Source organism: Zymomonas mobilis subsp. mobilis ATCC 10988 (genome assembly GCF_000175255.2).
GTDB lineage: Bacteria > Pseudomonadota > Alphaproteobacteria > Sphingomonadales > Sphingomonadaceae > Zymomonas > Zymomonas mobilis.
In genome coordinates this window covers 593136-619176 of the sequence record NC_017262.1, presented here as the reverse complement: position 1 = coordinate 619176, position 26041 = coordinate 593136, and the positions used below count along the sequence as shown (strand labels likewise).

Annotated in this window: 19 protein-coding genes; 10 read left to right on the top strand and 9 right to left on the bottom strand. The window is 47.6% G+C overall.

Annotation, left to right across the window (positions count from 1 at the left end; genetic code table 11):
- Window position 1: 1 nt before the first annotated feature.
- The 4 genes from gloB to ZMOB_RS02720 all read right to left on the bottom strand — a co-directional run bounded on the left by gloB (window position 2) and on the right by ZMOB_RS02720 (window position 3179).
- On the bottom strand, window positions 2-727 hold the full coding sequence (gene gloB, locus ZMOB_RS02735) for a hydroxyacylglutathione hydrolase (RefSeq protein WP_011240639.1): 726 nt from the start codon (window positions 725-727) through the stop codon (window positions 2-4).
- A gap of 41 nt (window positions 728-768) precedes the next feature.
- Window positions 769-1182, bottom strand: coding sequence for a VOC family protein (locus ZMOB_RS02730; RefSeq protein ID WP_011240640.1), 414 nt, complete (start codon window positions 1180-1182; stop codon window positions 769-771).
- A gap of 202 nt (window positions 1183-1384) precedes the next feature.
- Window positions 1385-2410, bottom strand: coding sequence for a tetratricopeptide repeat protein (locus tag ZMOB_RS02725; protein ID WP_014500567.1), 1026 nt, complete (start codon window positions 2408-2410; stop codon window positions 1385-1387).
- Between the two features lie 25 nt (window positions 2411-2435).
- A complete protein-coding gene (locus ZMOB_RS02720; RefSeq protein ID WP_012817163.1) occupies window positions 2436-3179 on the bottom strand; it encodes an alpha/beta fold hydrolase in 744 nt (247 codons plus the stop codon).
- Between the two features lie 263 nt (window positions 3180-3442).
- Here ZMOB_RS02720 and thrS point away from each other — a divergent pair, with 263 nt between their 5' ends.
- From thrS to ZMOB_RS02705, 3 genes are all read left to right on the top strand, one after another.
- Window positions 3443-5422, top strand: coding sequence for a threonine--tRNA ligase (gene thrS / locus ZMOB_RS02715; protein ID WP_014500566.1), 1980 nt, complete (start codon window positions 3443-3445; stop codon window positions 5420-5422).
- Window positions 5423-5435: 13 nt separating this feature from the next.
- Window positions 5436-8216, top strand: coding sequence for a [protein-PII] uridylyltransferase (locus ZMOB_RS02710; RefSeq protein ID WP_014500565.1), 2781 nt, complete (start codon window positions 5436-5438; stop codon window positions 8214-8216).
- Window positions 8217-8379: 163 nt separating this feature from the next.
- Entirely contained in the window at window positions 8380-10626 is a 2247-nt protein-coding gene (locus tag ZMOB_RS02705) for a RodZ family helix-turn-helix domain-containing protein (protein WP_014500564.1), read from the top strand.
- A gap of 25 nt (window positions 10627-10651) precedes the next feature.
- Here ZMOB_RS02705 and ZMOB_RS02700 read toward each other — a convergent pair whose 3' ends face one another.
- Window positions 10652-10903, bottom strand: coding sequence for a hypothetical protein (locus ZMOB_RS02700; RefSeq protein ID WP_011240646.1), 252 nt, complete (start codon window positions 10901-10903; stop codon window positions 10652-10654).
- 116 nt (window positions 10904-11019) lie between these two features.
- On the opposite strand from ZMOB_RS02700, the gene mnmA reads away from it, so the two are divergent.
- A complete protein-coding gene (gene mnmA / locus ZMOB_RS02695; protein ID WP_011240647.1) occupies window positions 11020-12132 on the top strand; it encodes a tRNA 2-thiouridine(34) synthase MnmA in 1113 nt (370 codons plus the stop codon).
- A gap of 82 nt (window positions 12133-12214) precedes the next feature.
- On the opposite strand, the gene mgtE is transcribed toward mnmA, so the two are convergent.
- The gene (mgtE, locus tag ZMOB_RS02690) at window positions 12215-13690 is read right to left on the bottom strand and encodes a magnesium transporter (protein WP_011240648.1); all 1476 of its coding nucleotides are present in this window, start codon (window positions 13688-13690) and stop codon (window positions 12215-12217) included.
- 212 nt (window positions 13691-13902) lie between these two features.
- Between mgtE and ZMOB_RS02685 the strand changes: the two genes are divergently transcribed.
- Window positions 13903-14370, top strand: a complete 468-nt coding sequence (locus ZMOB_RS02685; protein ID WP_014500563.1) for a peptidylprolyl isomerase — start codon at window positions 13903-13905, stop codon at window positions 14368-14370.
- 10 nt (window positions 14371-14380) lie between these two features.
- On the opposite strand, the gene ZMOB_RS02680 is transcribed toward ZMOB_RS02685, so the two are convergent.
- Window positions 14381-15280 (bottom strand): LysR family transcriptional regulator, encoded by a 900-nt coding sequence (locus ZMOB_RS02680; protein WP_011240650.1) that lies wholly within the window; start codon window positions 15278-15280, stop codon window positions 14381-14383.
- 527 nt (window positions 15281-15807) lie between these two features.
- Between ZMOB_RS02680 and ZMOB_RS02675 the strand changes: the two genes are divergently transcribed.
- The gene (locus ZMOB_RS02675; RefSeq protein WP_011240651.1) at window positions 15808-16434 is read left to right on the top strand and encodes a class I SAM-dependent methyltransferase; all 627 of its coding nucleotides are present in this window, start codon (window positions 15808-15810) and stop codon (window positions 16432-16434) included.
- Between the two features lie 30 nt (window positions 16435-16464).
- Here ZMOB_RS02675 and ZMOB_RS02670 read toward each other — a convergent pair whose 3' ends face one another.
- Window positions 16465-17148, bottom strand: a complete 684-nt coding sequence (locus ZMOB_RS02670) for an MBL fold metallo-hydrolase (RefSeq protein ID WP_011240652.1) — start codon at window positions 17146-17148, stop codon at window positions 16465-16467.
- 267 nt (window positions 17149-17415) lie between these two features.
- Here ZMOB_RS02670 and ZMOB_RS02665 point away from each other — a divergent pair, with 267 nt between their 5' ends.
- The 4 genes from ZMOB_RS02665 (at window position 17416) to ZMOB_RS02650 (ending at window position 24493) form a co-directional block, all read left to right on the top strand.
- Window positions 17416-20667 carry an efflux RND transporter permease subunit gene (locus ZMOB_RS02665; RefSeq protein WP_014500562.1) on the top strand — a complete coding sequence of 1084 codons (3252 nt, stop codon included), beginning with the start codon at window positions 17416-17418 and terminating at the stop codon, window positions 20665-20667.
- Complete coding sequence (locus ZMOB_RS02660) at window positions 20660-21877, top strand: efflux RND transporter periplasmic adaptor subunit (RefSeq protein ID WP_011240654.1); 1218 nt, start codon at window positions 20660-20662, stop codon at window positions 21875-21877. The genes ZMOB_RS02665 and ZMOB_RS02660 overlap by 8 nt, the downstream gene beginning before the upstream one ends.
- Window positions 21867-23357 carry an efflux transporter outer membrane subunit gene (locus ZMOB_RS02655; protein WP_011240655.1) on the top strand — a complete coding sequence of 497 codons (1491 nt, stop codon included), beginning with the start codon at window positions 21867-21869 and terminating at the stop codon, window positions 23355-23357. Before ZMOB_RS02660 ends, ZMOB_RS02655 begins: the two co-directional genes overlap by 11 nt.
- Before the next feature lie 188 nt (window positions 23358-23545).
- Window positions 23546-24493: a LysR family transcriptional regulator gene (locus ZMOB_RS02650; RefSeq protein WP_014500560.1), complete on the top strand. Its 948-nt coding sequence runs from the start codon at window positions 23546-23548 to the stop codon at window positions 24491-24493.
- Between the two features lie 75 nt (window positions 24494-24568).
- Here the strand turns inward: ZMOB_RS02650 and gatB are convergent, their stop codons facing one another.
- Entirely contained in the window at window positions 24569-26041 is a 1473-nt protein-coding gene (gene gatB / locus ZMOB_RS02645; RefSeq protein WP_012817153.1) for an Asp-tRNA(Asn)/Glu-tRNA(Gln) amidotransferase subunit GatB, read from the bottom strand.

The following is a 26041-nucleotide window of genomic DNA, read 5'->3' as shown; positions in this document are numbered from 1 at the left end:
TTTAGAAAATATCTTTGGCCTTGCGGAGTTTAGCCAATTCTTCGGGATTTTTTGCTCTCATAAAAGGATTGGTGGCTTTTTCGAGAGCAATAGTTGTTGGCAGAGTGATTTTACCTTGAGCGCGGAGAAGATCGACTTCTTTGACCCGTTTTTGCAAGGCCTGATTATCAGGATCAACAGTCAGCGCGAAATGGCCGTTATCCTGCGTATATTCATGGCCGCAATAGACCTTTGTTTCGGGAGGCAGAGCCGCAAAGCGTTGTAACGCCTGCCACATTTGTTCAGCCGTTCCTTCAAAAATCCGGCCGCAGCCCATTGCAAAAAGGGTGTCACCGCAGAAAAGAACATGATGATCGGGAATATAATAGGCGACATGGCCGAGGGTATGAGCTGGAATCGCCATAACTTTGGCAACAAGACTACCTAATCCGATTTCATCGCCTTCATCGACCTTGATATCAATAGCCGGTATCGGGTGGCTTTCATGAGAAGGCCCGATGACATCGCAACCGGTTTCAGCCTTGATGACTTCATTGCCGCCGGTATGGTCATTATGCCAATGGGTGTTCCATATCTGGGTTACTTCCCAGCCTTTTTTCTGAATAAAATCCAAGACGGGTTCAGCCTGTCCCGGATCAACCACTACAGTTTTATCGCTGACTTTGTCGTGAAGTAGCCAAATATAATTGGTTTCAAAGGCTGGCACCGCCACTATTTCGATAGTCATTTCAGATGTCCTTTTTCGGAAAAATGACGATAGGGCTGCTTCTACCAGCTACCCGTATTCGGCATGGATTTCCAAGGCTCTATCGGTTCCAGCTTGTCACCGGCCTGCAATAACTCGATTGAGATTTGATCCGGCGTTCTGACAAAAGCCATCCATCCATCACGAGGCGGACGGTTGATGACATAACCACCGTCAATCAGTTTTTGGCAGCTGTCGTAGATATTATCGACTTCAAAAGCGAGATGCCCAAAGTTGCGGCCGCCTTCATAGCCTTTTTCATCCCAATTCCACGTCAATTCGACCTGAACATTGTCATTCGGCACAGCCAGATAGATGAGCGTAAAGCGGCCTTCGTTATTATTGACCCGTCCTACTTCCTCAAGTCCAAGAAAACTGAAAAAACGAATAGTTTCATCAGGATCGGAAACCCTGATCATCGTATGAATATAACGCATCGCTCATGCCTTTCAGAACAGATTCTACCTTGGCCTGTAAAATACCGGCTTTTGCAAAATGACTGCAACCATTCTCTTTTATAGAAAAAAATACAGAAAAAGGCTGCCTTATCTGCATTCTCTTTGTTTTTTTATCCTATCACCGCTTATTGCTTTTATTTTTAAGATTTTGGCAGAAAAAGGCGCTTTCGTCTCAAAAATTTTAGGGTGCTTTGGGCGCTGTCGATTTTGGTTCTGTTGCGGCATTGGCTGGCATATCATCTATTTCAGAAAGTGCCTTGCGCGCGACCTCAGCAATTTCGGCGGAGGGATTGGCTCGAATAGTTCTTTCCCATGCTGATTTTGCTGTCTCTTTATCGCCAGAAAGGGCGTAAATCAGGCCTTTTTCAAAAGAAACATGGGTATCAAGTGGCGCGAATTTTTCTGCCTCGGTAATATCATTTTTGGCACGGGTCAAATCCCCTTGATGCCGTGCCAAAGTAGCTGACATGAGCCATGCGGTGGCATCTTTCGGAATAAGCTTGAGAGCTTTGTCGATATCCTGTCGGGCAATGGCATAGTCGCCCACCGCAACATCTGCGCGGGCGCGGTCGGATAGGGTATTGCCCCGCATTTTATCCGGCATAACCGGTGACATCAGCGCATGATCGAAAGCATTGCGCGCCGCCCCCGGGTCCTGATTAGCCAAGGCGGCATTTCCCGCTTGTGACCAGAAAATGGCAGAGCGGCCATCATGTTCAAGATCGGATTCCCTTGCGGCCTGTTCAAAGGAATCAACCCCCGCAGAATACCGACCAAGGGCGACATAGGCCATGCCCAAACATTGGTTGGCTAGCACACCTCCTGCACTTAAACGCCATGTATTAGCGATTTCGGCGGCCTGTTCGGGGTCGCGGTCAATCATATTAACGCATTGGTCATAGCGTTGTTTCAAGCTGGCATTTGGCACAATGACCTTTAGGGTCTCGTTATCTTGTTTTTCTTTTTTTCGATCACGGCTGTTTTTTTTTACGTTTTTTGCCGCTCCCGAAGGGGCTGATGTCGTGGTTTCTTTGGGAGAATTGGTCAGTTTGGGGGTGCTTTCTCGGGGGCCTGTTGCCAGAAAAACCGGTGATTTGGGCAAAGAAAGCGACGGGATTTCCGAGGCAGCTTCAACCGGTGCGCTATTGGCAGCCGGTGGAGCCATCTGGTCAGTGGCAGCGAGTAAAGCAAAAAGAGAAAGGATCATGATACCTGCTTTTTATCGGGAAATATCAGGCGGGAATTTCGGCCAATAATTCGGACAGAGTATTGATAATCAGATGAATATCCGAAGAACGTGACAGTCTATGATCGGCATCTTTGACCATCGTGACGCGAATATTATCAGAGGCCAGTTTTTCAGAAAGCATCAAGGCATTTTGCCATGGCACTTCTGTATCCTTTTGGCCTTGGATAAGACGGACAGGGCATTGAATGTCGATTTTTTGGGTCATGAGTAGATTTTTTTGACCACTTTCCCAAAAGGCGCGGGTGACAAAGACTTCATTACCGGCATCATCAACAGGGATAACTAATTTCCCCTGTTGTTCGATAATCGCCTTCTCCTTTTCAGAGAAACCCCATTCCGTGAAATCAGGCGCAGCAGCCAAGCCGACCAATCCCGCAATCCGTTCAGGGCGACGAAGTGCCGCCAACAACATCAGCCAGCCGCCCATAGAAGAGCCGACCAGAATAAGACGGCCTTCGGTGAGTTGGTCAATGACGGACAGGCAGTCTTCCAGCCATTCGGTCAGTGTACCGTCTTGAAAATCGCCTTCGCTTTCGCCGCAGCCGGAATAGTCAAAGCGCAGGCAGGAACGTTTCTTTTCAGCCGCCCATGCGCCGAGGGCGATGGCTTTGGAACCGTGCATATCGGACATATAGCCCGGTAGGAAGACGATGGTGGGGCCTGATCCTTCCAATTTATGATAGGATAACTGTTTCCCATGAGCCGATTTGATAAAAGCACTTGTCATCGTCGTAATAAGCCTACTTTAAAAAACTGTCAGTTCTGAAATAACGCCAGCTTACTTACTGGATTTATAAAGCTAATATCTTTAACGCTTTTTTTAGAAGGGGTCTATCTTAACTGCTAGAATCCTGTGGGCTTGCTATTGATGATATAATGTATCATTAGCGCAGATCAGAGGTTGCAACATAAGGGTAAGACCGCGCATAAGCCTCTGAAGCGGTTTTGCCGCTTCGATATTAACATCTTTGAAATAAAAGAAAGACGAGAATGGCTGAGAAGATCAGGATCACGCTTATTGACAATTCGGAGCGCGAGGTTCTGCAGGGCACTACTACCACCCAGATCGCCGCCTCTATTTCTACATCCCTTGCCAAAAAGGCTTTGGCCGCCCGTTTTAATGGTCAGATGATAGATCTTTCTCAGCCGCTTTTGGAAGATGGCCGGTTGGAAATCATTACGGCCGAAAATGAAGCCGAGGCGCTGGAACTGGTGCGGCATGATTATGCCCATATTTTGGCAGAAGCTGTCCAGAAATTATTCCCCGGAACCCAAATTACTTTTGGTCCAGTGACAGATGACGGCTTCTATTATGATTTTGCGCCGAAAGATCGGCCTTTCACCGAAGAAGATTTGCCGCTGATCGAAGCCGAAATGCGGAAAATTATCGCCCAGAATAATGCATTGGTGCGTGAAGTTTGGGAACGGGACAAGCTGATTTCCCTTTGGGAATCGCAGGGCGAAAAATTCAAGGCCGAATGGGCAAAAGAATTACCGGAAGGGCAGGAGCTGACTATCTATCGCGCCGGAGAGTGGTTCGATATGTGTCGGGGGCCTCATCTGCCTTCTACCGGAAAACTTGATCCAAAGGCCTTTAAGCTGACCCGTGTTTCGGGTGCCTATTGGCGTGGTGACCAGAATAATGCCATGTTGAGCCGTATTTACGGCACCGGTTGGTTAAACGCCAAGCAGCTGAAAGTGCATCTCGAAAGACTGGAAGAAGCCCAGAAACGCGATCATCGTCGTTTGGGTCAGGAAATGGATTTATTCCATTTACAGCAGGAAGCCCAAGGTTCGGTTTTCTGGCATCCGAATGGCTATACCATCTGGTTACAGTTGGAAGCCTATCTTCGTCGTCGCATGAAGAATGCCAATTATAAAGAAGTGAAAACGCCGCAATTGATGGATGCGGCTTTGTGGGAGGCTTCTGGACATTGGGGCAAATTCCGCGAGAATATGTTCGTCGTTCCTGACGAAATCCCAAGCACCGATCCAGATAAGCCGGTATTGTCGGGTAAGGGTAATCTGATGGCTTTGAAGCCGATGAACTGCCCTGCTCATATCCAGATTTTTAAACAGGGTATTCGTTCCTATCGCGAACTGCCTTTAAGAATGCTGGAATTTGGTTGCTGTCATCGCAATGAAGCCCATGGCGCTTTACATGGTTTGATGCGGGTTCGTCAGTTGACCCAAGATGATGCCCATATCTTCTGCACCGCCGAACAAATCGTTACCGAAACCAAAGATTTTGTGAATCTGTTGGATTCAATTTATCGCGATTTGGGCTTTACCAGCTATGCTGTGAAATTATCCTTGCGGCCTGAATTGCGTGCCGGTGATGATGAATTATGGGATAATGCTGAAAATGGTCTGCGCTCGGCTTTGGAACAGGTCGGTATTACCGATTATGAAGAATTGCCGGGTGAGGGCGCTTTTTATGGCCCGAAACTCGAATTCCATTTGACGGATGCAATTGGCCGGACATGGCAATGCGGCACCTTGCAGCTTGATTATGTTCTGCCGGAAAGACTGGATGCCAGCTATGTCGCCGAAGATGGTAGCCGCAAACGGCCTGTTATGCTTCATCGTGCGATTATCGGCACCTTTGAACGCTTTATCGGTATTTTGATCGAGCATCATGCCGGACGTTTCCCACTGTGGATGGCACCGGTTCAAGCCGTTGTGGCAACCATTGTTTCAGAAGCAGACAGCTTTGCTGAATCGGTTGTTGAAAAGATGAAAGCTGCCGGTTTGCGGGTCGTTTCCGACATTCGTAACGAAAAAATCAACTACAAGATTCGCGAACATAGTCTGACCAAAGTGCCGAATATTTTGGTGGTCGGTAAACGCGAAGCCGAAGAAGGCAAAGTGGCTATCAGAAAATTGGGCAGCCGCGACCAGATTATTCTTTCGGTTGATGAAGCAATTGCCTTATTGTTGGAGGAGGCCACCCCGCCCGATCTGAAATAAGTGAGGAAATTTTATGCCGGTATCTTTTTTATCCTTGGCTTCCCAGCCACAGATTATTGATTATCCGGCCATAAAAGAAGAAATCGCTTCGATTAAAAAGGTGGCAGCCGGTGATCCGGTTTCGGAATACCGTGCTGTCAGCCTTGTATTAAAACAGACCGTTTTAAAAGGACGGGAGGTTATTGCCGAGGCTTTGACCCGCCGCCCGCATCAAGGCCGAATTGCGGCTTTGAGTTATGCCTATCTTACCGATCAGATTATTCAGTTGGCCTTGTATGCCATGGTCGGCGATGACGAAAAAGCGACCGATAATCTGGTTATTTTAGCGGTGGGCGGATATGGCAGAGGTGAGATGGCACTGCATTCCGATGTGGATATCGCCTTTTTATCCCGACGATCACCCCGCAAAGCTCAAAAAAAATTGATTGAATCCTTGATATCCTTGCTTTGGGATGTCGGTTTACGGGTTAGCCAATCCCATCGCAGTTTAAGCGATATGGTAAAAATGGCGAAAAAAGATATCACGATCAGAACAGCTCTTTTAGAAAGTCGCTATCTGGTCGGTGATAAGGCGTTGTTTGAAGAGGCTTCGACCCGTTTTATCCAAAAGGTGGTTGCGGGTTCGGGGCGTGACTTTGTTGCTGCCAAATTATTGGAATGGGATGAGCGGCATTTGGCCCGTGGCGACAGCCGCTATCTGGTTGAACCGCATTTGAAAGAAGGCAAGGGCGGATTGCGGGATCTGCAAAGCCTGTTCTGGATCGCCAAATATTTGTATTTGGAAAAAGAAGCCCGTCATACGGTTCTGACTTCGCCTATTTTGACTGATTACGCCTTGGTAAAAGCCGATCTGATTGCGGGGCATGAGGCAAAAAGATTCCGTCGCTGCGAAAATTTTCTATGGGCAGTGCGCTGTCATTTGCATATTTTAGTTAAACGCCCCGAAGAAAGATTGAATTTTGATGTCCAGCGCAGTCTGGCTGAAAAGATGGGCTATCGCTCGAAATCGGGGAAATCAGCTGTCGAGCGCTTTATGCATCACTATTTTCTGGTCACGAAGATGGTCGGAAATCTGGCTGCGCTTTTCATTGATGCCTTGAAGGTTAACCATTATTTGAAGCCGAAAAGCAGGCGGTCGGGGGCTTCAAAACAGATTGATGGTTTTCCCGTTATTCAAGGCGAAATTGTCCTTGATGATGATTTTTTCTTTCGCCACAATCCGGCGGCTTTGATTACCCTTTTTGCCGTCGCCTATCGTCATCGTTTGGATATTCATCCTTTGACTTTACGCCAAGCCGGACGCGATGCCCGTCTGATTGACGAGGCGTTACAGAATAACCCTGTTTGTAATGCGGCTTTTTTAACGCTTTTTACCTTGCCTTATAATCCTGCCCCGATTTTGAAAATTATGAATAATACCGGCGTTTTAGGGCGGTTTATTCCTGATTTTGGCCGGATCGTCGCCCAGATGCAATTCGATATGTATCACCATTATACAGTCGATGAACATGCCATCCGAGCATTGGATATTTTATGGCAGATAGAAAACAACAAGCTTGAAGATTTATATCCTTTGGGAAGTCGGCTGTTTAAACAACTGAATGCCCGTCTTGTGCTATATATGGCTTTGTTTTTGCATGATATTGCCAAAGGCCGAGAGGGAAGTCATTCTGCTTTGGGCGCGGAAATCGCCTTACGTTTATGTCCGCGTTTCGGCTTAACTGCGGCTGAAACGAAGCTGGTGGCATGGCTGGTCAAAAATCATTTATTGATGTCTCATACCGCTTTTCAGCGTGATTTAGCGGATGCCAAAACGATTACTGATTTCGCAAATGCCGTCAAAAGTCCTGAAAGACTGCGTTTGTTATATCTTTTAACGGTGGCGGATATTTCGGCTGTTGGCCCCCATATCTGGAATAGTTGGAAGAACCAGTTATTGACCTCTCTCTATGAGGCTTGCTCTCAATGCCTTTTGGAGGGCCCGACCGGACATGGTGCCGGAAGGCGGCAGCGGATTGAAAACCGCCAGAATGATGTCAGTGAAAAGCTGGATTGGGATAAGGATTTATTCCATGCTTTGGTAAAGCGTTTGCCGGATGACTATTGGTTTTCAGAACGAACCGACGTCATTGCCGCCAATATGCAACAGATAATAGACACGGATAGTAAGGGGCAATCCATCTCGGTAAGGGGGCATGAGATGCCCGCTTATGATGCCACGATGATAAGTCTCTATGCGATCGATCATCCAGGGTTTTTCTACCGGATTTCTGGGGCTATCCATGCGACTGGCGGCAATATTCTTGATGCTCGTATTCATACGACCCGCGACGGTATGGCGATGGATAATTTATTAGTCCAAAATAGCCAAGGGGGCATGATTAAATCCGGTGAGCATCTGAACCGGATGATGCAGGCTATTGAGGATGCCGCGACCAGCCATATTCGAAGTAGCAATAAATTAGCAGCCCTCCGTCCGCCCCTCTTTTGGCGTGGCAAGGCGTTCCATGTCGAACCTTTGGTTTTTATTGACAATCAGGCTTCTGATCGCTTTACCGTCATTGAAGTCAACGCCCAAGACAGGCCTGCCTTGCTCCATGATCTGGGTTGCGCCCTGTTTAATGCCCGTTTAACGATTAGTTCGGCTCATATCGCCACTTATGGAGAACGGGCTGTCGATGTTTTCTATGTCTCTGATTTATTTTCCCATAAAATCACAAATCAGAATCGGTTGAAAGCAATCGAGAAACGGTTGCTTGCTGCGGCCGATGCAGCAAGAATAAGCGAGAAGTGAAATAATTTCTTACATTAGGCTTCTTTGTTTATAAATTTTGTCATATCAAAATAATAGCCGTGTAAAAATATCTGTATATTTTTGGGGAAAAATGGGAATAAAAGTTAAAAAATAGAGTGTCTCACTCTGCGGTATAATAATATTTAAATGAGGCTGTCATAATTTGAAACACAATGCCAACGATAGTGACACCGTGAAAAACAGAAAAAAACAAACGGTAGCCAAAGGCCAAACGGCCTCTTCCTTGCGTATGGAGCGGGTCTCGAAAAGATGCCGGAAGCTATTGCTGGCCGGATTTATGATGGCACCTTTATTCCCTGCCACGGCTCAAAATACTGGACAGGCGGCTACCAAGAATGAGGCCGTTTCTATCGAAACGCTTGAACAGGAAATCCGCCATATTGAGCAGGCGCAGGCGGCTTTGCAGCAAGATTTATTGGCAGTCAGACAGCAATTACTCGCAAAAAAACAACAGCAATCGACCATGGCTTCGGCTGGAGATCAGAAAAAAACGCCTGAAGCCGCTCCATCTAATGCGCCTATGCTGGCCAATAATGCTGTAACACCGCCAGCCAATAAAGTGAATGAGACTCCGGCGGATACTCATCTGGCTACGGCTGATAAAAATACCCCTGCTTTGACAACGGTAGCACCGGATTCTACTGCGACAGCCGCTACAAATCTAGGGAATAATAGCACGGCGCTTGCTTCCTCAGCGGCTCCCAATAAAAGCAATGCTGCTGATAGCAATAAAAGTCTCGATCTGGTGATGGATCCTTTCCAAAATCAGAGCGACCAATATGGTATGGCTAATTTAGGCAATGTGCCTTCGACATCGTCCAATACCAGCACCGATCAGGCAAAGGCAGATGCCGCTTTTGCTAGTAATGTAGGGGGTGATATTGCCCAGATTAGAGAGGGTGATAACGGCGCAGTCGAGTTATTCAAACACACGGATGTGCCGACGGAAGCTATTATTGCGCGCCATGCCCGCGATATTATTTCGATGACAGCCAATAACGGCGTGGGTCCGCATCCAAGAGAAACCGCCGGTGCGCAGTTGGCGGGTGCTTTGGGTGACCATGGCGTTTTCAATCTGGGCCCGATGACCTTTATTTTGGGTGGTTTTATTGATGCCTCTGGTCTGGTTTCAAACCGTCATATAGCCTCCGGCACCTTTAATTCATGGAAGTCGATGCCCTTTAAAAATAATCCTGACTATCATACCGCGAATACGGAAGCGAGCGCACGCTATACCCGATTGTCGCTATTGATGCGCGGCACGGTATCCCAACATTCGACGATTTCAGGTTTTGTTGAAACTGATTTCGGGGCTGGGGGGTCAACAACAAACCCCTATGAAAGTAGCAGTTATATTATCCGATTGCGCCAAGCCTATTTGGCATATGATGATAGTCGCTATAATTTCCATGTTTTGGGTGGTCAGGCATGGAGTTTGTTAACCCCGAACCGTGTCGGTATTACGCCTCGTCAGGAAAGTGTCGCTGAAACCGCGGAAGCCTCTATTCTAGCTGGGCAGACATGGGCAAGACAGTGGCAAGTTCGTGTAGCTAAAGACTGGTTTAACCATCGTTTTTGGGCCGCGATTTCTATTGAAAATCCGGCTACCATGTATGACACAACCGGTTTCACCAATAATGCCGGACGCATTGTTATGCCCAATGGTTCGACAACGACCATTACCTCAAATGGTGTCGGTTTGACCCAGCCATCGGCATATTCTGCCGAAGTGTCGCCCGATATTATCGGTAAATTGGCTTGGGATCCGGCTTGGGGGCATTATGAAGTTGTCGGTATTATGCATATGCCACATGATCGGGTAACCACGGCTGATGGTGTTGGGCATAATAATACGGTTCTGACCGGCGGTGGTGGTGGTTCTATGGTGTTGCCATTGATCCCGAAAAAGGTCGAATTGCGATTAGCTGGTTTGGTCGGGAAAGGGATCGGGCATTATGGTGCCGCCTTGTTACCCGATGCCACATTGGATGCCGAAGGGCGGCCTGTTCCTTTATGGAGTATGCAGGCAACCGCTGGTATTATGGGGCATGTTACACCACGGCTTGATCTTTATGGCTATTACGGAATTCAGGAATCTGGGCGTTCTTATTTCACCGAGAATGGGCACGATTATGGGTACGGTAATCCGCTTTATAATAACAGCGGTTGTAATACCGAGCTTTCGACGGCTTGTGTTGGTAGCACAAAACGGATTAGTGAAGCGACAATTGGTGGCTGGTGGCGTTTCTTGAAAGGCCATTATGGCACGGTTCAGGCCGGTGTCCAATTAGCCTATTCTACCCGCGAGGCATGGCGTGGCACTGGCGGTTCACCGACAACGCATATGAGCGAATTATTCTTGAGTTTGCGCTATTTGCCATTCCAGTAAAAAGATTTGGAAAGGACAAGTTTTTTCATATCTGGGATGTTTTTAAGGCATCAGGGTTAAAATGCCCGTCTAGAATTTCGAGAAAACTTGTCTGTGTTCCTTCCTCTTGCGTCAGTAATTCTATTAGCGCCGTGACAGAAGAAGGCTTGTCAGCGAAAGATTGTCTTTTTCTTTCGGCCTGCGCGGTAGGGCTATCCTTTTGCCCTGTGGTTAACCGTTCAGATAAAATTTTGAAGATTTCGATGCTTTCTTCGGAAAAATTTACATCATTTTTCATCAAAGAGATGCCTTGTCTTTCATATTCCGGTTAAAACAGATAACGCATCATACCAGCTTTTTTCTTCTTAAACAGATATGCGCCCTGTTATCAGGAGTGTTATAGGCAAAATTCTTATGTCCATTGATTTTCAGATTGATAAGCCAAAATCAGCACAACGTATTGTTGTTGCGATGTCAGGCGGTGTCGATAGTTCGGTCGTTGCAGCTTTGGCGAAAGCAACGGGTGCTGAAACTATTGGTATTACACTCCAGCTTTATGACCATGGGGCGGCTGTCGGACGGAAGGGAAGCTGTTGCGCCGGTAAGGATATTCGTGATGCCCGCGCGGTTGCTGAAAAAATCGGTATTCCCCATTACGTTTTTGACTATGAAAATAATTTCAAAGAAAGCGTGATTGACGATTTCGTTTCCGAATATGTTGCCGGTCGCACGCCTGTGCCGTGCATTCGTTGCAATCAAGGGGTAAAATTTACTGATCTTTTAAATGTTGCCCGTGAATTGGGTGCCGATTGTTTGGCAACGGGACATTATGTCCGTCGTTTGGTCAATAATGATCGGGTGGAAATGCATCGTGCTTTAGATCCTGCGCGCGATCAAAGTTATTTTCTTTTTGCGACGACAAAAGAGCAGCTAGATTATCTGCGTTTTCCTTTAGGTGGTTTACCCAAGCCGAAAGTGCGAGAGATGGCCGCTGAATTAGGTCTGTCTGTGGCGATGAAAGCCGATAGTCAGGATATCTGTTTCGTTCCCGATGGTGATTACGCCCGTATTGTCGAAGAAAAATGTCCAGAATCAGGGCAGGGGGGTGATATCGTCGATATGCAAGGCCGTGTTTTGGGCAAACATTCGGGATTGATCCATTTTACAGTGGGGCAACGACGAGGTTTGGAAATTGGCGGTCAGAAAGAACCCCTCTACGTTATTCGACTTGATCCGGCGAAAAAACAACTGGTTGTAGGCCCGCGTCAGGCTTTGGCTGTGGCGAAAGCTGAGATCAAGGAAGTGAATTGGTTGGTCGATGGTTTTGATCGCGAGATGCAGGTTAAAATCCGTTCAGCGGCCAAGCCAGTATCAGCCCGTTTTGATGGTAAAGAATTGGTATTTGAAAAGCCGGAATATGGTGTTTCACCAGGGCAGGCGGCTGTTTTCTATGATGGTGACCAAGTTTTGGGAGGGGGTTGGATTAAAGAGACGACTCCAGCCGTCTTTGATGATTTGGCCGAATAATTTTATTTGATTATTCTATGAAAAAAGCAGGCTCCCTTTATGAGAGACCTGCTTTTTTAATGGAATCTATTTGGGGCGGGCGTTAGGCACCTGTTAGACCGCTGACCGTGGCCAATCCCAAAAATGTAAGGAAGCCCATCGCATCGGTTGTCATAGTCACAAAAATAGAGGATGCCACCGCAGGATCGCTGCCTGCGCGGTCAAAGGTGAGAGGCACCAACACGCCGGCCAATCCGCCAATGATGATATTGCTCATAATGGCTAAGGCGATAACTTCTGTCAGCAAGACATTATGGAAGACTAGCCATGTGCCAGCCCCCAAGACACAAGCCACGGTTAAACCGTTTAACAATGCAATCCGTAATTCACGAGTGATAGAGCGGACGCAGTTGGAAGCGGTAAGCTGATTGGTTGCCAAGGCGCGAACGGTGACGGCCATCGTTTGTGATCCGGCATTGCCGCCGACACCGGCGACAATCGGCATCAGAGTTGCCAATTCGACCATGCGGGCAATGGTGCCTTCAAAAAAGCCGATAATGGTTGACGCCACCAAGGCGGTGCCAAGATTGGTAATCAACCAGCGCACCCGACTTTTATAACTATCAAGAACCGGTTCGTTGATATCGCCATCACCGGCACCGGAAAGTTTCAGGATATCTTCATCGGCTTCGTCCCTGATGATATGGATAATATCATCAACCGTAATCATACCGACAAGGCGGCCGGATTCATCGACAACGGCGGCGGATATCAACCCGTATTTTTGGAAACGTAAGGCAACCTCTTCCTGATCCATGGTGACCGGAATGAGGGTTTGTTCCGGCTGCATAATATCCTGTATCAGGGCATGACGCGGCATTCGGAGTAATTTTGATAATTTACAGGTGCCTATCGGTCGATGGGATGGGTCAACGACAAAGACTTCCCAAAAATCGGTCGTCAGATCATCATTTTGGCGCAGATAATGAATGACATCGCCAACGCTCATATTCTCATGCACCGCCACAAGATTGCGTTGCATCATCCGTCCCGCAGATTCCAGCGGGAAAGACAGCGCGCGCTCGATCGCGGCTCTGTCTTCGGAAGATAAGGCCTGTAACGTTTCTTGCTGTTTTTGTGCGTCCAGCTCGCTGACGATAACCACCGCATCATCAAGATCAAGCTGGGCGATGATATTCGCCACTTCCTGTCCGGTTAGGGATTTAAGCAAATCTTCCCGAACCCATTCGTTCATTTCGGAAATGACTTCACCACTCATCAAATCGGTGATGGCCGCCGCTAAAGGACGACGAATTTCAACAGGAGCTTGAGCAAATAATTCGGCAATATCCGCAGGATGAAGCGGTGCCACCATGTCATAAACGGCCTGATTATCGCCTTCTTCTATGAGTGAGACAATTTGCCGAACAAATTCGGAGGCAAGGCGGTTTTCTTCTTCCTGACTATTGGGAATAGACGATCCTCTTTCTTCCAAAGAATCCGGTTGATCGGGCGCAAGGCCGTTTTTTTCCTGTTCGTCCATGGCAGTTTCTGCATTGTCTATTGTCGATTTTTTCATATCCGCTTCCTCCCTTCGGATATTATCCTGCCCGATTGCCGGATGCTCTGCTTTCTGTTGAAAATAAAAAGACCCTTTATTCTAACCAATGTTATTTAGATTTATGTGACAGCCCCTTATCATATTCTTTGCTCAGGGAAAAAGGCTGGCATCTCTATCACTTACCGCCTAACTAAAAGCTCTTGTTATTTTTCGATGAAGGAGGCCGGAATATGGCTGATGATCCCGAAAATCTTTTGATTATGACGGTGGATGGTGGTGACGTAACGATTCGGTTGCGTCCTGATTTAGCCCCCAAGCATGTCGAGCGCATCAAAGAGCTGACCCGTGAAGGCTTCTATGATGGTATTGTTTTCCATCGGGTTATTCCGGGCTTTATGGCGCAGGGCGGCGACCCGACGGGAACTGGCATGTCAGGTTCTGACAAACCGGATCTTCAGGCTGAATTTTCCGATGCCAAACATATCCGTGGTGTCTGCTCGATGGCACGCACCTCTTATCCGCATTCTGCCAACAGCCAGTTTTTCATCTGCTTTGGTGATGCCACTTTCCTTGATCGCCAATATAGCGTTTGGGGTGAAGTGATCGAAGGGATGGAGCATATTGACGCTTTGCCGAAGGGTGAACCGCCTGCGAATCCCGGTAAGATTATCAAAGTCCGTATTGCGGCTGATAAATAATTATCCTCTTCTAACCCGCCCTTGTTTCTTCTTTGGGCGGGTTAGTGAGCCATTCGTGAAATAGTCGAACGGGTCGCCGTCCCAATGAAGCGCGACGGCAAGCAAACCAATAGCTATAAGGGCTATCTATATTGCTGCTGAAAATGGGTCTTAGGCTCGTTTTATATTGTCCTTTGTAATTACAATCCAAAAGACAGGCGATTCCCATACCCCCAGCGGCGGCATCCAGCATCAATTGTCCAGAATCAAAAAAGTCGATGGCTGCCGGTTCCAATTTAGGAAGGCCGATGGCTTCGCGCCATGTTGTGAAATTATCCGGCATGTCCCGATGTAAAAACAAAGTCGTTTTCGCTAAATCTTCGGGATGCTTGAGCGCATTTTCCCCTTCAACAAATTCGGGTGCCGCAAAAAGCATGATTTTATTAAAGCCGAGCCTGTAAGAATAAAAAGCGGGATCAATATCCCGCGCCAAAGTTATCACGGCATCAAGGCCTTCCCCAAGGCGAGAAAGTGCATAAGGAGCGGTATCGACATCAATATGCAGTTCTTTGTGATGTTGTCGCAGATGGGTGATGCGTTTTATCAATTTTTGTGAGGCGTAAAGGGGCGGAACTCCTAATCTTAAACGCAATAATTCATGTCCACCGCTGGTCGAGATTTCGACGGCCTCGGCCAGAATATCGAGCGCGGGCCCTAGACGATGATAAAGCGTTTCCCCGTCACCATTAAGCCGCATGGCCTGATGCTGTCTGATAAAAAGCCGTCTATTAACAAATCTTTCTAATTGCTGAATCCGGCGGCTTAGAGCCGGAGAAGAAAGCGAGAGGGCTTCAGCAGCGGCTTTGATTGATCCCAGACGGGCTACCTGCACAAAAGCTTCAATGGCCGTTAGGGGCGGTAACCTGCGCATGCGTGTTTTTTCCTAACTTTATTATGAAAAATGAAAGTTTTTGGGGATAAAAAAAGAGCCATTATGGGGGGCTTATGGTTTCATTTTCTGCATGTCCTACGGTATCATTGCTATTTTAGCCTATTTGTCGTTGCAAAAAATGCAATTGCAAGATATTTTTTAGCAATTGCCTTTTTTCTGGGAATCGCTCATTAAGAAAGTGCCTTTCAGGCATCCTCTCCTAATACTACGGTCGGTCGTTAAGACCGACCTTTTTTTTATTCTGACAACGGTGACAATTTATATTTCTATGCAGAGCCGTAGAGATTTTTTAATGCTGCATTGCTAGGGAAAGAGTCTTAATATTGTCCTACTTTTTCTCGTCTTAGCTATTTTTGATAAAAATAATTGCCTGTAAGTTTAAAATTTACCCCTGATTTTCGACAAATAATTGCTAGCAACGCTTGCCTTCCCCGCATAATTTGTGCGAACGAAAGGCCTTTGCGGGCAAGCCCTGCCCAAGATAGTCAATAAGTTTTGGAGTAGCGATGACAGGATCTTCCGCAGATGATACCTTGAAAGGGGTTCATGGCCGCCAAAAAGCCCAAAAACGGCCAAACCCTTTTGCTATATTTTTTCAAGGATTTCTGAAGCATCCGGTGATGGTGGGATCAATAATTCCGTCATCGCAGAAACTGATTCACCGGATGTTGTCTAAAACCGACTGGAGCAATACCAAATTATTTGTTGAATATGGCCCAGGTGTCGGGACTTTTTGTCCCCATGTTTTGAGCCGGATGGCACCGGATGCGACCTTGATCGCGATAGACACCAATCCTGATTTTGTTGCCTATCTTAAAAGCACGATCAAAGATCCGCGTTTTATCGCTGTGAATGGATCTGCGGCGGATGTTCGCTCGATTATCAAAGCCCATGGTTTTGATAATGCCGATTATATCTTGTCAGGACTGCCTTTTTCGACCTTGCCAGAGGGCGTTGGTGCGACCATTGCCCATGAAACCGGCGCGGCTTTGAGAAAAGGGGGGGCTTTTCTGGTTTATCAATTTTCACCTAAGGTGAAAAATTTTCTTGATCCCGTTTTCTCTGATATCGATCATGAGATGGAATGGATCAATATTCCCCCAGCCCAACTTTATTGGGCGTGGAAGCAATAAAATTTAGGTCGTTTTGATGCCCTGATTATATCAGGGCATAAGACCTAGCACCGAATCTGCCACAAAGGGGTTATGATCCCTTTCTGCCCCGAAAGTGGAGGGACGGCCATGACCCGGAATAAAGACGGTTTCGCGTCCCATCGGCCATAATTTTTCGGTGATAGATTGAATTAAGGCTTGATGATCGCCTCCCGCAAAGTCACTGCGCCCTATTGAATTCCGAAACAGAACATCACCAACAATCGCTAAATGTGAAGCAGCGTTGTAAAAAACGACATGCCCCGGTGTATGTCCTGGACAATGCCGCACTAAAAGCCGTTCTTCTCCAAGCGTGATTTCATCTTTGTCTTTTAACCACTGGTCGGGGGTAAAACTTTCACCTTCAAAGCCATATTGTTGTGCATTTTCAGGAATTTGGTCAATCCAGAACTGATCATCAGGATGAGGCCCGATAATGGGGCAGCCAAGAATCTGGCTGAGAGCGGCTGCTCCGCCGCAATGGTCAAAATGGCCATGGGTGATAAGAATCTTTTCAACCGTGACCTGTTTTTTCGTGATAGAATCAAGAATGAGAGGGATATCACCACCCGGATCAACGATGGCACCCTTCATTGTTTCTACGCAATAAAGCAAACTGCAATTTTGACGTAGAGGCGTAACTGGAATAACCGTCGCTTCTAGGGGCATTTTTCCTGAATGGGAGGTCGTTGGCATAGTGAATTATCCCTTTTATTATGCCGCTTTTGCCCTTTAAAAGGCATAAATATGCTATAGGATGGGCTAAATAGAAAATGCCAGCTATGATATTCGACTGGGCATGATCTAAAAAAATTTAACATTTAAAATTGAAAATTTAACGTTGCATATCAGACATAAATAGGCTGTAAAACAATTACAACGACGCGTTATTTTTTGCTTCTGTTTGATTTTTAGAAAAGCAAATCAAACAGACATCCGTATCAACGATCTGGAACACCGCTTATGCTCGCGCTGGTACGCATTGCTCTCCGTCGCCCTTATACTTTTATTGTTATGGCGGTGATGATTTTTATTGTGGGGATTTTATCCGCCTTTAAAACACCGACCGATATTTTTCCTGATATTAAAATCCCGATTGTGGCTGTCATTTGGCAGTTTCAGGGGATGTCCCCTGATGACATCCAAAGCCGGATCAATACGCCTTACCAGCGAGCGATGACAACGGTTGTCAATAATATTGACCATCTGGAAGCGATGTCGATTGCCAATTTCGGTATTGTGAAGATTTTCTTTCAGCCGGGAACGGATATTCGTCTGGCCAATGCCCAGATTACCGCCAGCGCCCAGACAGTTTTGCGATCTTTGCCGCGAGGGATCAACCCTCCGCTTATCCTGAATTATAGTGCGTCCACCGTTCCGATTTTACAGCTTTCTGTTCATGGTAAAGGTTTAACCGAACAGCAGCTGAATGACCTTAGTTTTAACGCCGTACGTGCCGGTCTTATTACTGTTCCGGGGTCGGCTATCCCTTATCCTTGGGGTGGGCGTGTGCGTCAGATACAATTTGACGTTGATCCCCATGCTTTGCAATCTAAGGGTCTAACCGCTCAAGATATTTCAAATACCATTGCTCAACAGACCCAGATTACGCCAGCCGGTTTCGCCAAAATAGGCCCTTATCAGTATAATATCCGCCTCAATAACGTGCCGGGTTCTACCGAGCAGCTTAACCATTTGCCGATTAAAACCGTGAATGGTGCGACCGTTTATGTCAGCGATGTTGCCCATGTGCGTGATGGTGCCGCTCCGCAGACGAATGTTGTCCATGTCGATGGCGCACGTTCCGTTTTGCTGACGGTGTATAAAAATGGTTCGGCTTCGACTGTTTCTGTGGCGGCGGGTATTCTTGCCAAAATTCCGAGCTTGCTGGTTGGCTTGCCCAGCACTTTGCGGGTTGACGCTTTGACCAATCAGGCGATTTTTGTTCAGGAAGCTATTTCTGGGGTAGCTAGAGAAGCGGCGATTGCGGCCGTTTTGACCAGCTTGATGATTATGTTGTTCCTTGGTTCTTGGCGGTCAACGGTCATCATCGCTATTTCTATTCCTTTGGCGATTATGTCAGCTTTGGGATTGCTTTCGGCCTTTGGTCAAACGCTGAATATCATGACCTTGGGAGGATTGGCGCTGGCTGTGGGTATCTTGGTCGATGACGGCACCGTCACGATCGAGAATATCAACTGGCATCTTGAGCATGGCAAAGACGTTATTCCAGCCATTATTGACGGGGCGATGCAGATCGCAACACCTGCTTTGGTTTCAACGCTTTGTATTTGTATTCCCTTTGTCCCGATGTTCTTTTTGCCGGGGATCGCCGGATTCCTGTTCGCGCCGATGGGGATGTCGGTTATCTTTGCGATGTTGGCCTCATTCCTGCTGTCTCGCACCTTGGTGCCGACTTTGGCGATGTATTTATTGAAGCCGATTCCGCATAAACATGACCCCGAACATGCGGTGAAATCGTCGAATATCTTTGTCCGTTTCCAGCAGGGTTTCGAGCATCATTTTGAAAAAATGCGCCTTGGCTATGTCCATCTTTTGGAAAAGGCATTGCGCGCAAAATGGCTGTTTATTGTTGCTTTTTACGGCTTTGTTATTCTGTCCTTTACTCTGTCGCCTTTTCTGGGACGGAATTTCTTCCCGTCGATTGATACCGGATCGATTACGCTTCATGTTAGAGCGCCAATCGGGACGCGTATTGAAGAGACTTCGGCTATTTTTGCCCGTATTGAAAACCGGATACGTTCGATTATCCCTGCCGATCAGTTGAGATCGGTGGTTGATAATATCGGTATTTCATCCAGTGCGATCAATACGACCTATGATGCCACGGGCTCGATTGGGATGCAGGACGGGAATATCATGATCAGTCTGACGGAGGATCATGCGCCAACCGATTCTTATATCAAGCGGTTGCGGGAAATATTGCCGCGTGAATATCCGGCCGAAACCTTTGCGTTTCTGCCCGCTGATATTGTTTCCCAGATTTTGAATTTCGGTTCACCTTCACCGATTGATATTCAGGTTACGGGACGTAATCCGGTTGATGATGAAAGCTATGCCCGTCTTTTATTGCGGGAAGTCCGTAAAATACCCGGATTGGTTGATAGCCGGATTCAGCAATCTTCCAAATATCCTGAATTTACCGTCAAGGTCGATCGTTCCCGTATCGCTCAATTGGGCTTAAAAGAGTTGGATGTTACCAATAGCTTGGGAACTTCGCTGGCTGGTTCTTCGCAGTTGGCACCCGTTTTCTGGGTCGATCCGAAAAATGGCGTTTCCTATCCTGTTGTGGCGCAGACACCGGAATATATGGTGGATAGTCTGGCGCATCTTGGCAATGTCCCGATTTCAGGGGAGGGGATGCGCGCGCCTGAACCTCAAATTCTGGGGGCTTTGGGCCCGATTGTCAGAACCCATAGTAGCGCGGTGACGTCGCAATATAATCTGGCTTCATTGTTCGAGATTTATGGTTCTATCCAAGGTCGCGATTTGGGGGCTGTCAGTAATGACATCTTGAAAGTGATCCATGAAATGGAGAAGCAAAAGCCAAAAGGGGTCACGGTTACTTTGCGAGGGCAGTATCAGACAATGAATACCGCCTTTCAAGGGATGGGTTTTGGCTTATTGGGGGCGATTGTTCTGATCTATTTGCTGATCGTCATCAACTTCCAGTCATGGCTTGATCCTTTTATTGTGATTGCCGCTTTGCCCGGCGCTTTGGCGGGTATTATCTGGATGCTGTTTGTGACGAAAACGACGCTTTCGGTTCCAGCTTTGACGGGGGCGATCATGTGTATGGGTGTGGCAACATCAAACTCGGTGTTGGTTATCAGCTTCTGTCGTGAAAAGATGGAAGAAGGCTTTACTTCGGCGCAGGCCGCTCTTGAAGCGGGGGCAACCCGTTTGAGACCTGTCTTGATGACAGCCTTGGCGATGATTATCGGTATGTTGCCTATGGCTTTGGGCTTGGGTGATGGCGGTGAGCAAAATGCGCCTTTAGGACGGGCTGTTGTCGGCGGATTGATTGTCGCAACCACGGCATCCCTGTTCTTTGTGCCTTCGCTCTTTTCGTTAATGCACCGTAATGATCCCAAAAAAGACATTGAATTTCCGGAAGCCGCGGAAAGCGATCACTCTGAGACAATAAAGAAACCTGATAAAGGCGATGATACCAATGGAGAAGTCTATGCCTGATATGCAGGACGCAAAGACCCAACATCAAAACCACGAAAAACAGGAAAGTCGTCGGTTAAAAAAAATCGGGATTCTTGCGGTATGTCTGCTGGCCGGTGTTGCGGGTTACGGTATTTACAGCCGTTATCAGAATGAACATGCGGTAAAGAAATGGACAGAAAGTGAATCTGTCCCCAGTGTTTCGATTATTTCTCCGACTGAAGCACCTGGAACGACTACCCTGACTTTACCAGGGCGGGTCAATGCGTGGTATCAAGCGCCTGTCTATGCTCGAACCAGCGGCTATCTGAAAGCATGGTATACGGATATCGGTACCCCCGTGAAAGCTGGTCAGATTTTGGGTTTGATTGATGCCCCTGACCTTGATCAGCAATATGCCGCCGCCAAGGCTAGCCTTGCAACAGCGGCAGCACAGAGGGCTTTGGCACAGACGACTTCTGACCGTTGGCAAAAGCTGATCGCTGAAGATGCTGTTTCGCAGCAGGAAGCGGATGAAAAGAAGGCCAACTATGCCGCCCGTTTAGCGATGGAGCATGAGGCAGCGGCAGAAGTCGATAGATTGCGGGCTTTAATTGGCTTTAAACAGTTATTGGCACCTTTTGATGGGATTGTGACTGGCCGTTCTACGGATATCGGGGCTTTGATTATTGGCGGTGCGTCCAATACCAATAATACCCAGCAGCCGTTATTTACAGTTTCCGATATTCATAAAATGCGCGTTTATGTGAATGTGCCGCAGGCCTATGCAGCCGAGATTAAACCCGGTATTACGGCGGCTTTACATCTTCCTGAATATCCCGATCGTGTTTTTCATTCGACTTTCGTTGAAACCAACCATGCTGTGACGCCCGCCAGTGGCACGATGTTGGTTCAGATGGCGGCTGAAAATGCCGACCATGCTTTGAAACCCGGTTCCTATGCCCAAGTAGAATTTACGCTGCCGACACCGTCTAATATTGTCCGAATTCCGGCGAGCGCGGTTCTCTTCCGGCAGCAGGGTATGACGGTTGCGACCATCGACAAAGACAATCATGCTCATTTGCATATTATCAAGATTACGCGTGATCTGGGTAAGCAGATTGAAATTGCGGGCGGTATTTCCCGTAGTGATCGCGTGATTGATGCGCCAGCCGATGATATCGCCGAAAATGATTTGGTTAGTCCCGATGTGAAGCAAGCCAAAGCTGATGGGGCTGCCCATGGAAAATAAGAATAATTTCCTGCTTTTACCGTCTTTTCAAAATAGGACGGTAAAAGGCGACATTCGGAAAAAAATTTCAATCATCGCCTTGATGACGACTGTAATTTGGGGCGGTTTGGTTTCAGGATGCTCTTTTGCACCAGATTATCACAAGCCGACGGCCAAAGACATCAAGGACATGCCGGTTGCCTATAAAGAAGGGGGAGCTTGGACTTCGGCACAGCCTGCCGATGAAGCACCGCGCGGGGCTTGGTGGAAGATTTTTGATGATACGCATCTGAATGATCTGGAAGACCGGATTGAAAAGAATAGTCCGCAATTGGCCGAGGCCTTGGCGCGGTATCAGCGGTCGCAGGCCTATGTAAAAGAAGTCCGTTCCGGGCTGTTCCCTTCTATCAGTGTCAATAGCAGCATCAGCCGCCAGCGTGTCTTTCGAAATCCGGGAAGCACCTATAGCCCTTATATTTATAGCCCTTCTATTGCTGGGGGCGGTATCAGTTATGAAGCCGATATTTGGGGGCGTATCCGCAATATGGTCAAAGCTGGTAAGGCAATGGCCGAAGCCAGTGCTGCGGATATGGGATCTATTCGGTTAAGTTTACAGGCCGAGTTAGCCGATAACTATATGCAGCTTCGCGGTTTGGATGCGCAGGCCGCTTTATATCGTGAAACTGTCGCTGCCTATATGCGAGCCTTACAATTAACCGTGGCACGCCACGATGGTGGGGCGGTTTCCGGTGTCGATGTCGAGCGCGCCAGAATGCAGCTTTCTGCTACGCGGTCTGAATTGTCGCAGGTGATGGCACATCGCGCTTTGTTAGAACATGCGATTGCTGTTCTGATCGGTGAGCAGCCCAGTAATTTCTCTATCGAACCGGTGGATATGATCAATACCCCGCCGGTTATTCCAGTTTCGGCACCTTCACAGCTTTTGGAAAGACGGCCTGATATTGCCTCGGCTGAACGGCAAATGGCGGCGGCCAATGCCGCGATCGGTTCCGCGATTGCGGCTTTTTTCCCGACAATTTCGCTTTCGGCAAATGGTGGGTCAGATTCAGCCGCCTCTAGCCTTTTATCCGCGCCATCAGGATTTTGGGCTTTGGGCCCTGCTATGGGTGTTTTGCCTTTATTCCAAGGCGGGCGGCGACGTGCCAGAGTGAAAGAGGCAAGAGCTGATTTCGATGCCACCGCAGCCAGTTATCGGGATACGGTCTTAAAAGCCTTTCAGGAGGTTGAAGATCAGATGGCCTTAGCAAATTGGTTAGCCAATGCCCATGCCGATCAGGAATTCGCCGTTACCGCCGCAAAGCGTGCCAATAACCTTGCAACCATCCGTTACAAGGAAGGGGCAGCCAATTATCTGGAAGTCGTTATTGCCCAGACCGCGGAATTACAAAACCGTCGTCAGGCCTTGATTATTCAGACGCAGCGTTTGCAAGCAGGGGTTGGATTGATCCGCGCTTTTGGGGGAGGATGGAAAGCTTCCTAGACTTTAGCCCTGTAAATGTTATGTGAGGTTAAAGTTATATCGTTATGGCTAAAATAGTTTGATATGACTGATCTGGATTTATTTTCAGATTGTTGTGCAGTCTTTCAATAGATAAGCTTTTTTAGCGAAGCTTGGTTGTTGCTATAAAAGGCAATATTTTAAATTAGGAATAGGCGCGTTTGACTTTTATGCGACAAAATCAGCTTGATGGTCTGGTCGCTTTTGTCTGTGTAGCCAGACTGGCGAATTTTTCTTCTGCGGCACAAAGACTAGGTGTTTCTCCTTCTGCTGTCAGCCAATCAATCCGCGCTTTAGAACAGCGGCTGGGCGTGATGTTGTTCCACCGGACAACAAGAAGTGTTAATTTGACCGATGCAGGGGCACGTTTTTTGGCGCGGGTACAGCCTGCTGTTGATGAATTGATTAGTGCTTCGACCGATGTCGGTGATGATAGCGGCCCCCCATCCGGTTTATTGCGGCTTATTATGCCCCGTTCCGGCTATCTGTTAGCTTTGCGACCTTTGTTGCGGGATTTTCTTGAAGCCTATCCTGAAATGAAAATGGAAATCGCCATTGATAATACGATGGTTGATCTTTCCAGTCATGGATTTGATGCCGGTATTCGTTTTGGCGGTTTTGTTGAAAAAGATGTAACGAGCGTCAATATCGGCCCTTCGATGCGGTGGTATGTTGTCGCATCCCCTGAATATGTTGCCAAGCGGGGCATTGCCCGACATCCCAGAGATTTGCTGGGGCATGAATGTATTAAATTCCGCCGGACATCCGGTGAAATTATCCAGCGGTGGAATTTCACCAATAAAAACGAAAATCTGATGATCAATATTGATGGTCGTCTGGTTTTAGGTGACCTTGCGGTTATGGTTCAGGCCGCCTTGGATGGGTTAGGGGTTATCTATACTGTCAATGGCTATGTCGAGCGCTTTATTGAGGACGGGCGTTTGGTGCGAATGTTGGCTGATTGGAGTCCGCCGACATCGGGCTTGGTTCTCTATTATCCGGCAAAGCCAAGGATTTCCCGAAAAGTAAAAGTCTTGATCGACTATTTACAGGAACATGCCCATTTTTTGGTGAATGAAACCGGATCGCATGACTTTATGTTAGACCCATTAAGTTAAAATGAAGCGGTAAAAACTATAAAAAAAGGCCACCGAATTTCGGTGGCCTTTTTGTTAGAAAGAGAGAGATACCGATTAGGCTGATAACAGCTTTTTCAGGATTTCGTTGACGACCGCAGGATTGGCTTTACCGCCCATTGCCCGCATGGTCTGACCGACGAAGAAGCCGAAAAGTTTATCTTTACCGCTGCGATATTGTTCGACCTTATCCTGATTATCAGCAAGAATTTTGTTGATAACCTCTTCGATAGCGCCGGTATCGCTGGTTTGTTTCAGCCCGCGTTCTTCGACAATAACCGCTGGATCCTGTCCGCTTTCCAGCATGATTTCAAAGACCTGTTTGGCGAGGCTGCCTGACAAAGTGCCATCAGCAACAAGACCCACCAATTCAGCCCCCTGTTTCGGAGAAACCGGACTATCCGTGATATCACGTCCCAATTTTTTCAAGGCACCGAACAAATCAGACGTCAGCCAGTTAGCGGCAGCCGTGGCGATTTTGGCATCGGGTGCTTTGAAATATTCCAGCATGGCTTCAAACCATGCGGCGGTTTCATGATCGGCCGTGATAACCGAAGCCGTATAAGGCGTTAAATTAAGCTGAGTAATATAACGCTGGCGTTTGGTATCCGGTAATTCTGGCAGGCTTTCGCGACATTCGTCAATAAAGCTTTCCGGCAATTCCAAAGGCAGAAGATCAGGATCTGGAAAATAACGATAATCATGTGCGTCTTCTTTTGAGCGCAATGACCGCGTTTCGCCCTTGTCATGATCGAACAGGCGGGTTTCCTGTATGATTTCGCCACCGTCTTCGATGACTTCAATCTGGCGGCGGGCTTCATATTCAATAGCAGCCTGCACAAAGCGAACCGAGTTCACATTTTTGATTTCGCAGCGCGTGCCAAAGGGCTCACCGGCTTTCCGAACGGAAACATTGACATCAGCCCGCATCGAGCCTTCTTCCATGTTACCATCACAGGAACCGACATAACGCAGGATTGCCCGCAATTTACGGATATAGGCACCGGCTTCGGCCGGAGAGCGGATATCCGGTTTTGAAACGATTTCCATCAAGGCAATACCAGCCCGATTTAAATCGACATAGGATTTATCGGGATGCTGGTCATGCATCAATTTACCGGCATCCTGTTCAACATGGATGCGTTCAATGCCGATTTCGCGTTCTTCACCATCGACATCGATGAGAAGGCTGCCTTCGCCCACAATCGGGTGATAAAGCTGTGAAATCTGGTAACCTTGTGGCAAATCGGCGTAAAAATAGTTTTTACGGTCGAATTTTGACACGCGGTTGATAACGGCACCAATGGCTAGACCCGTGCGGACAGCCTGACGGATACATTCACGGTTTACCACCGGAAGCATCCCCGGCATAGCGGCATCAATCAAAGAAACCTGTGAATTCGGTTCTGCACCGAACGCGGTAGCGGCACCGGAAAAAAGTTTGGATTTTGAAATAACCTGTGCGTGGACTTCGAGCCCTACGACAATTTCCCAACTGCCGGTTGCACCTTCAAGGATATATTTTTCCAT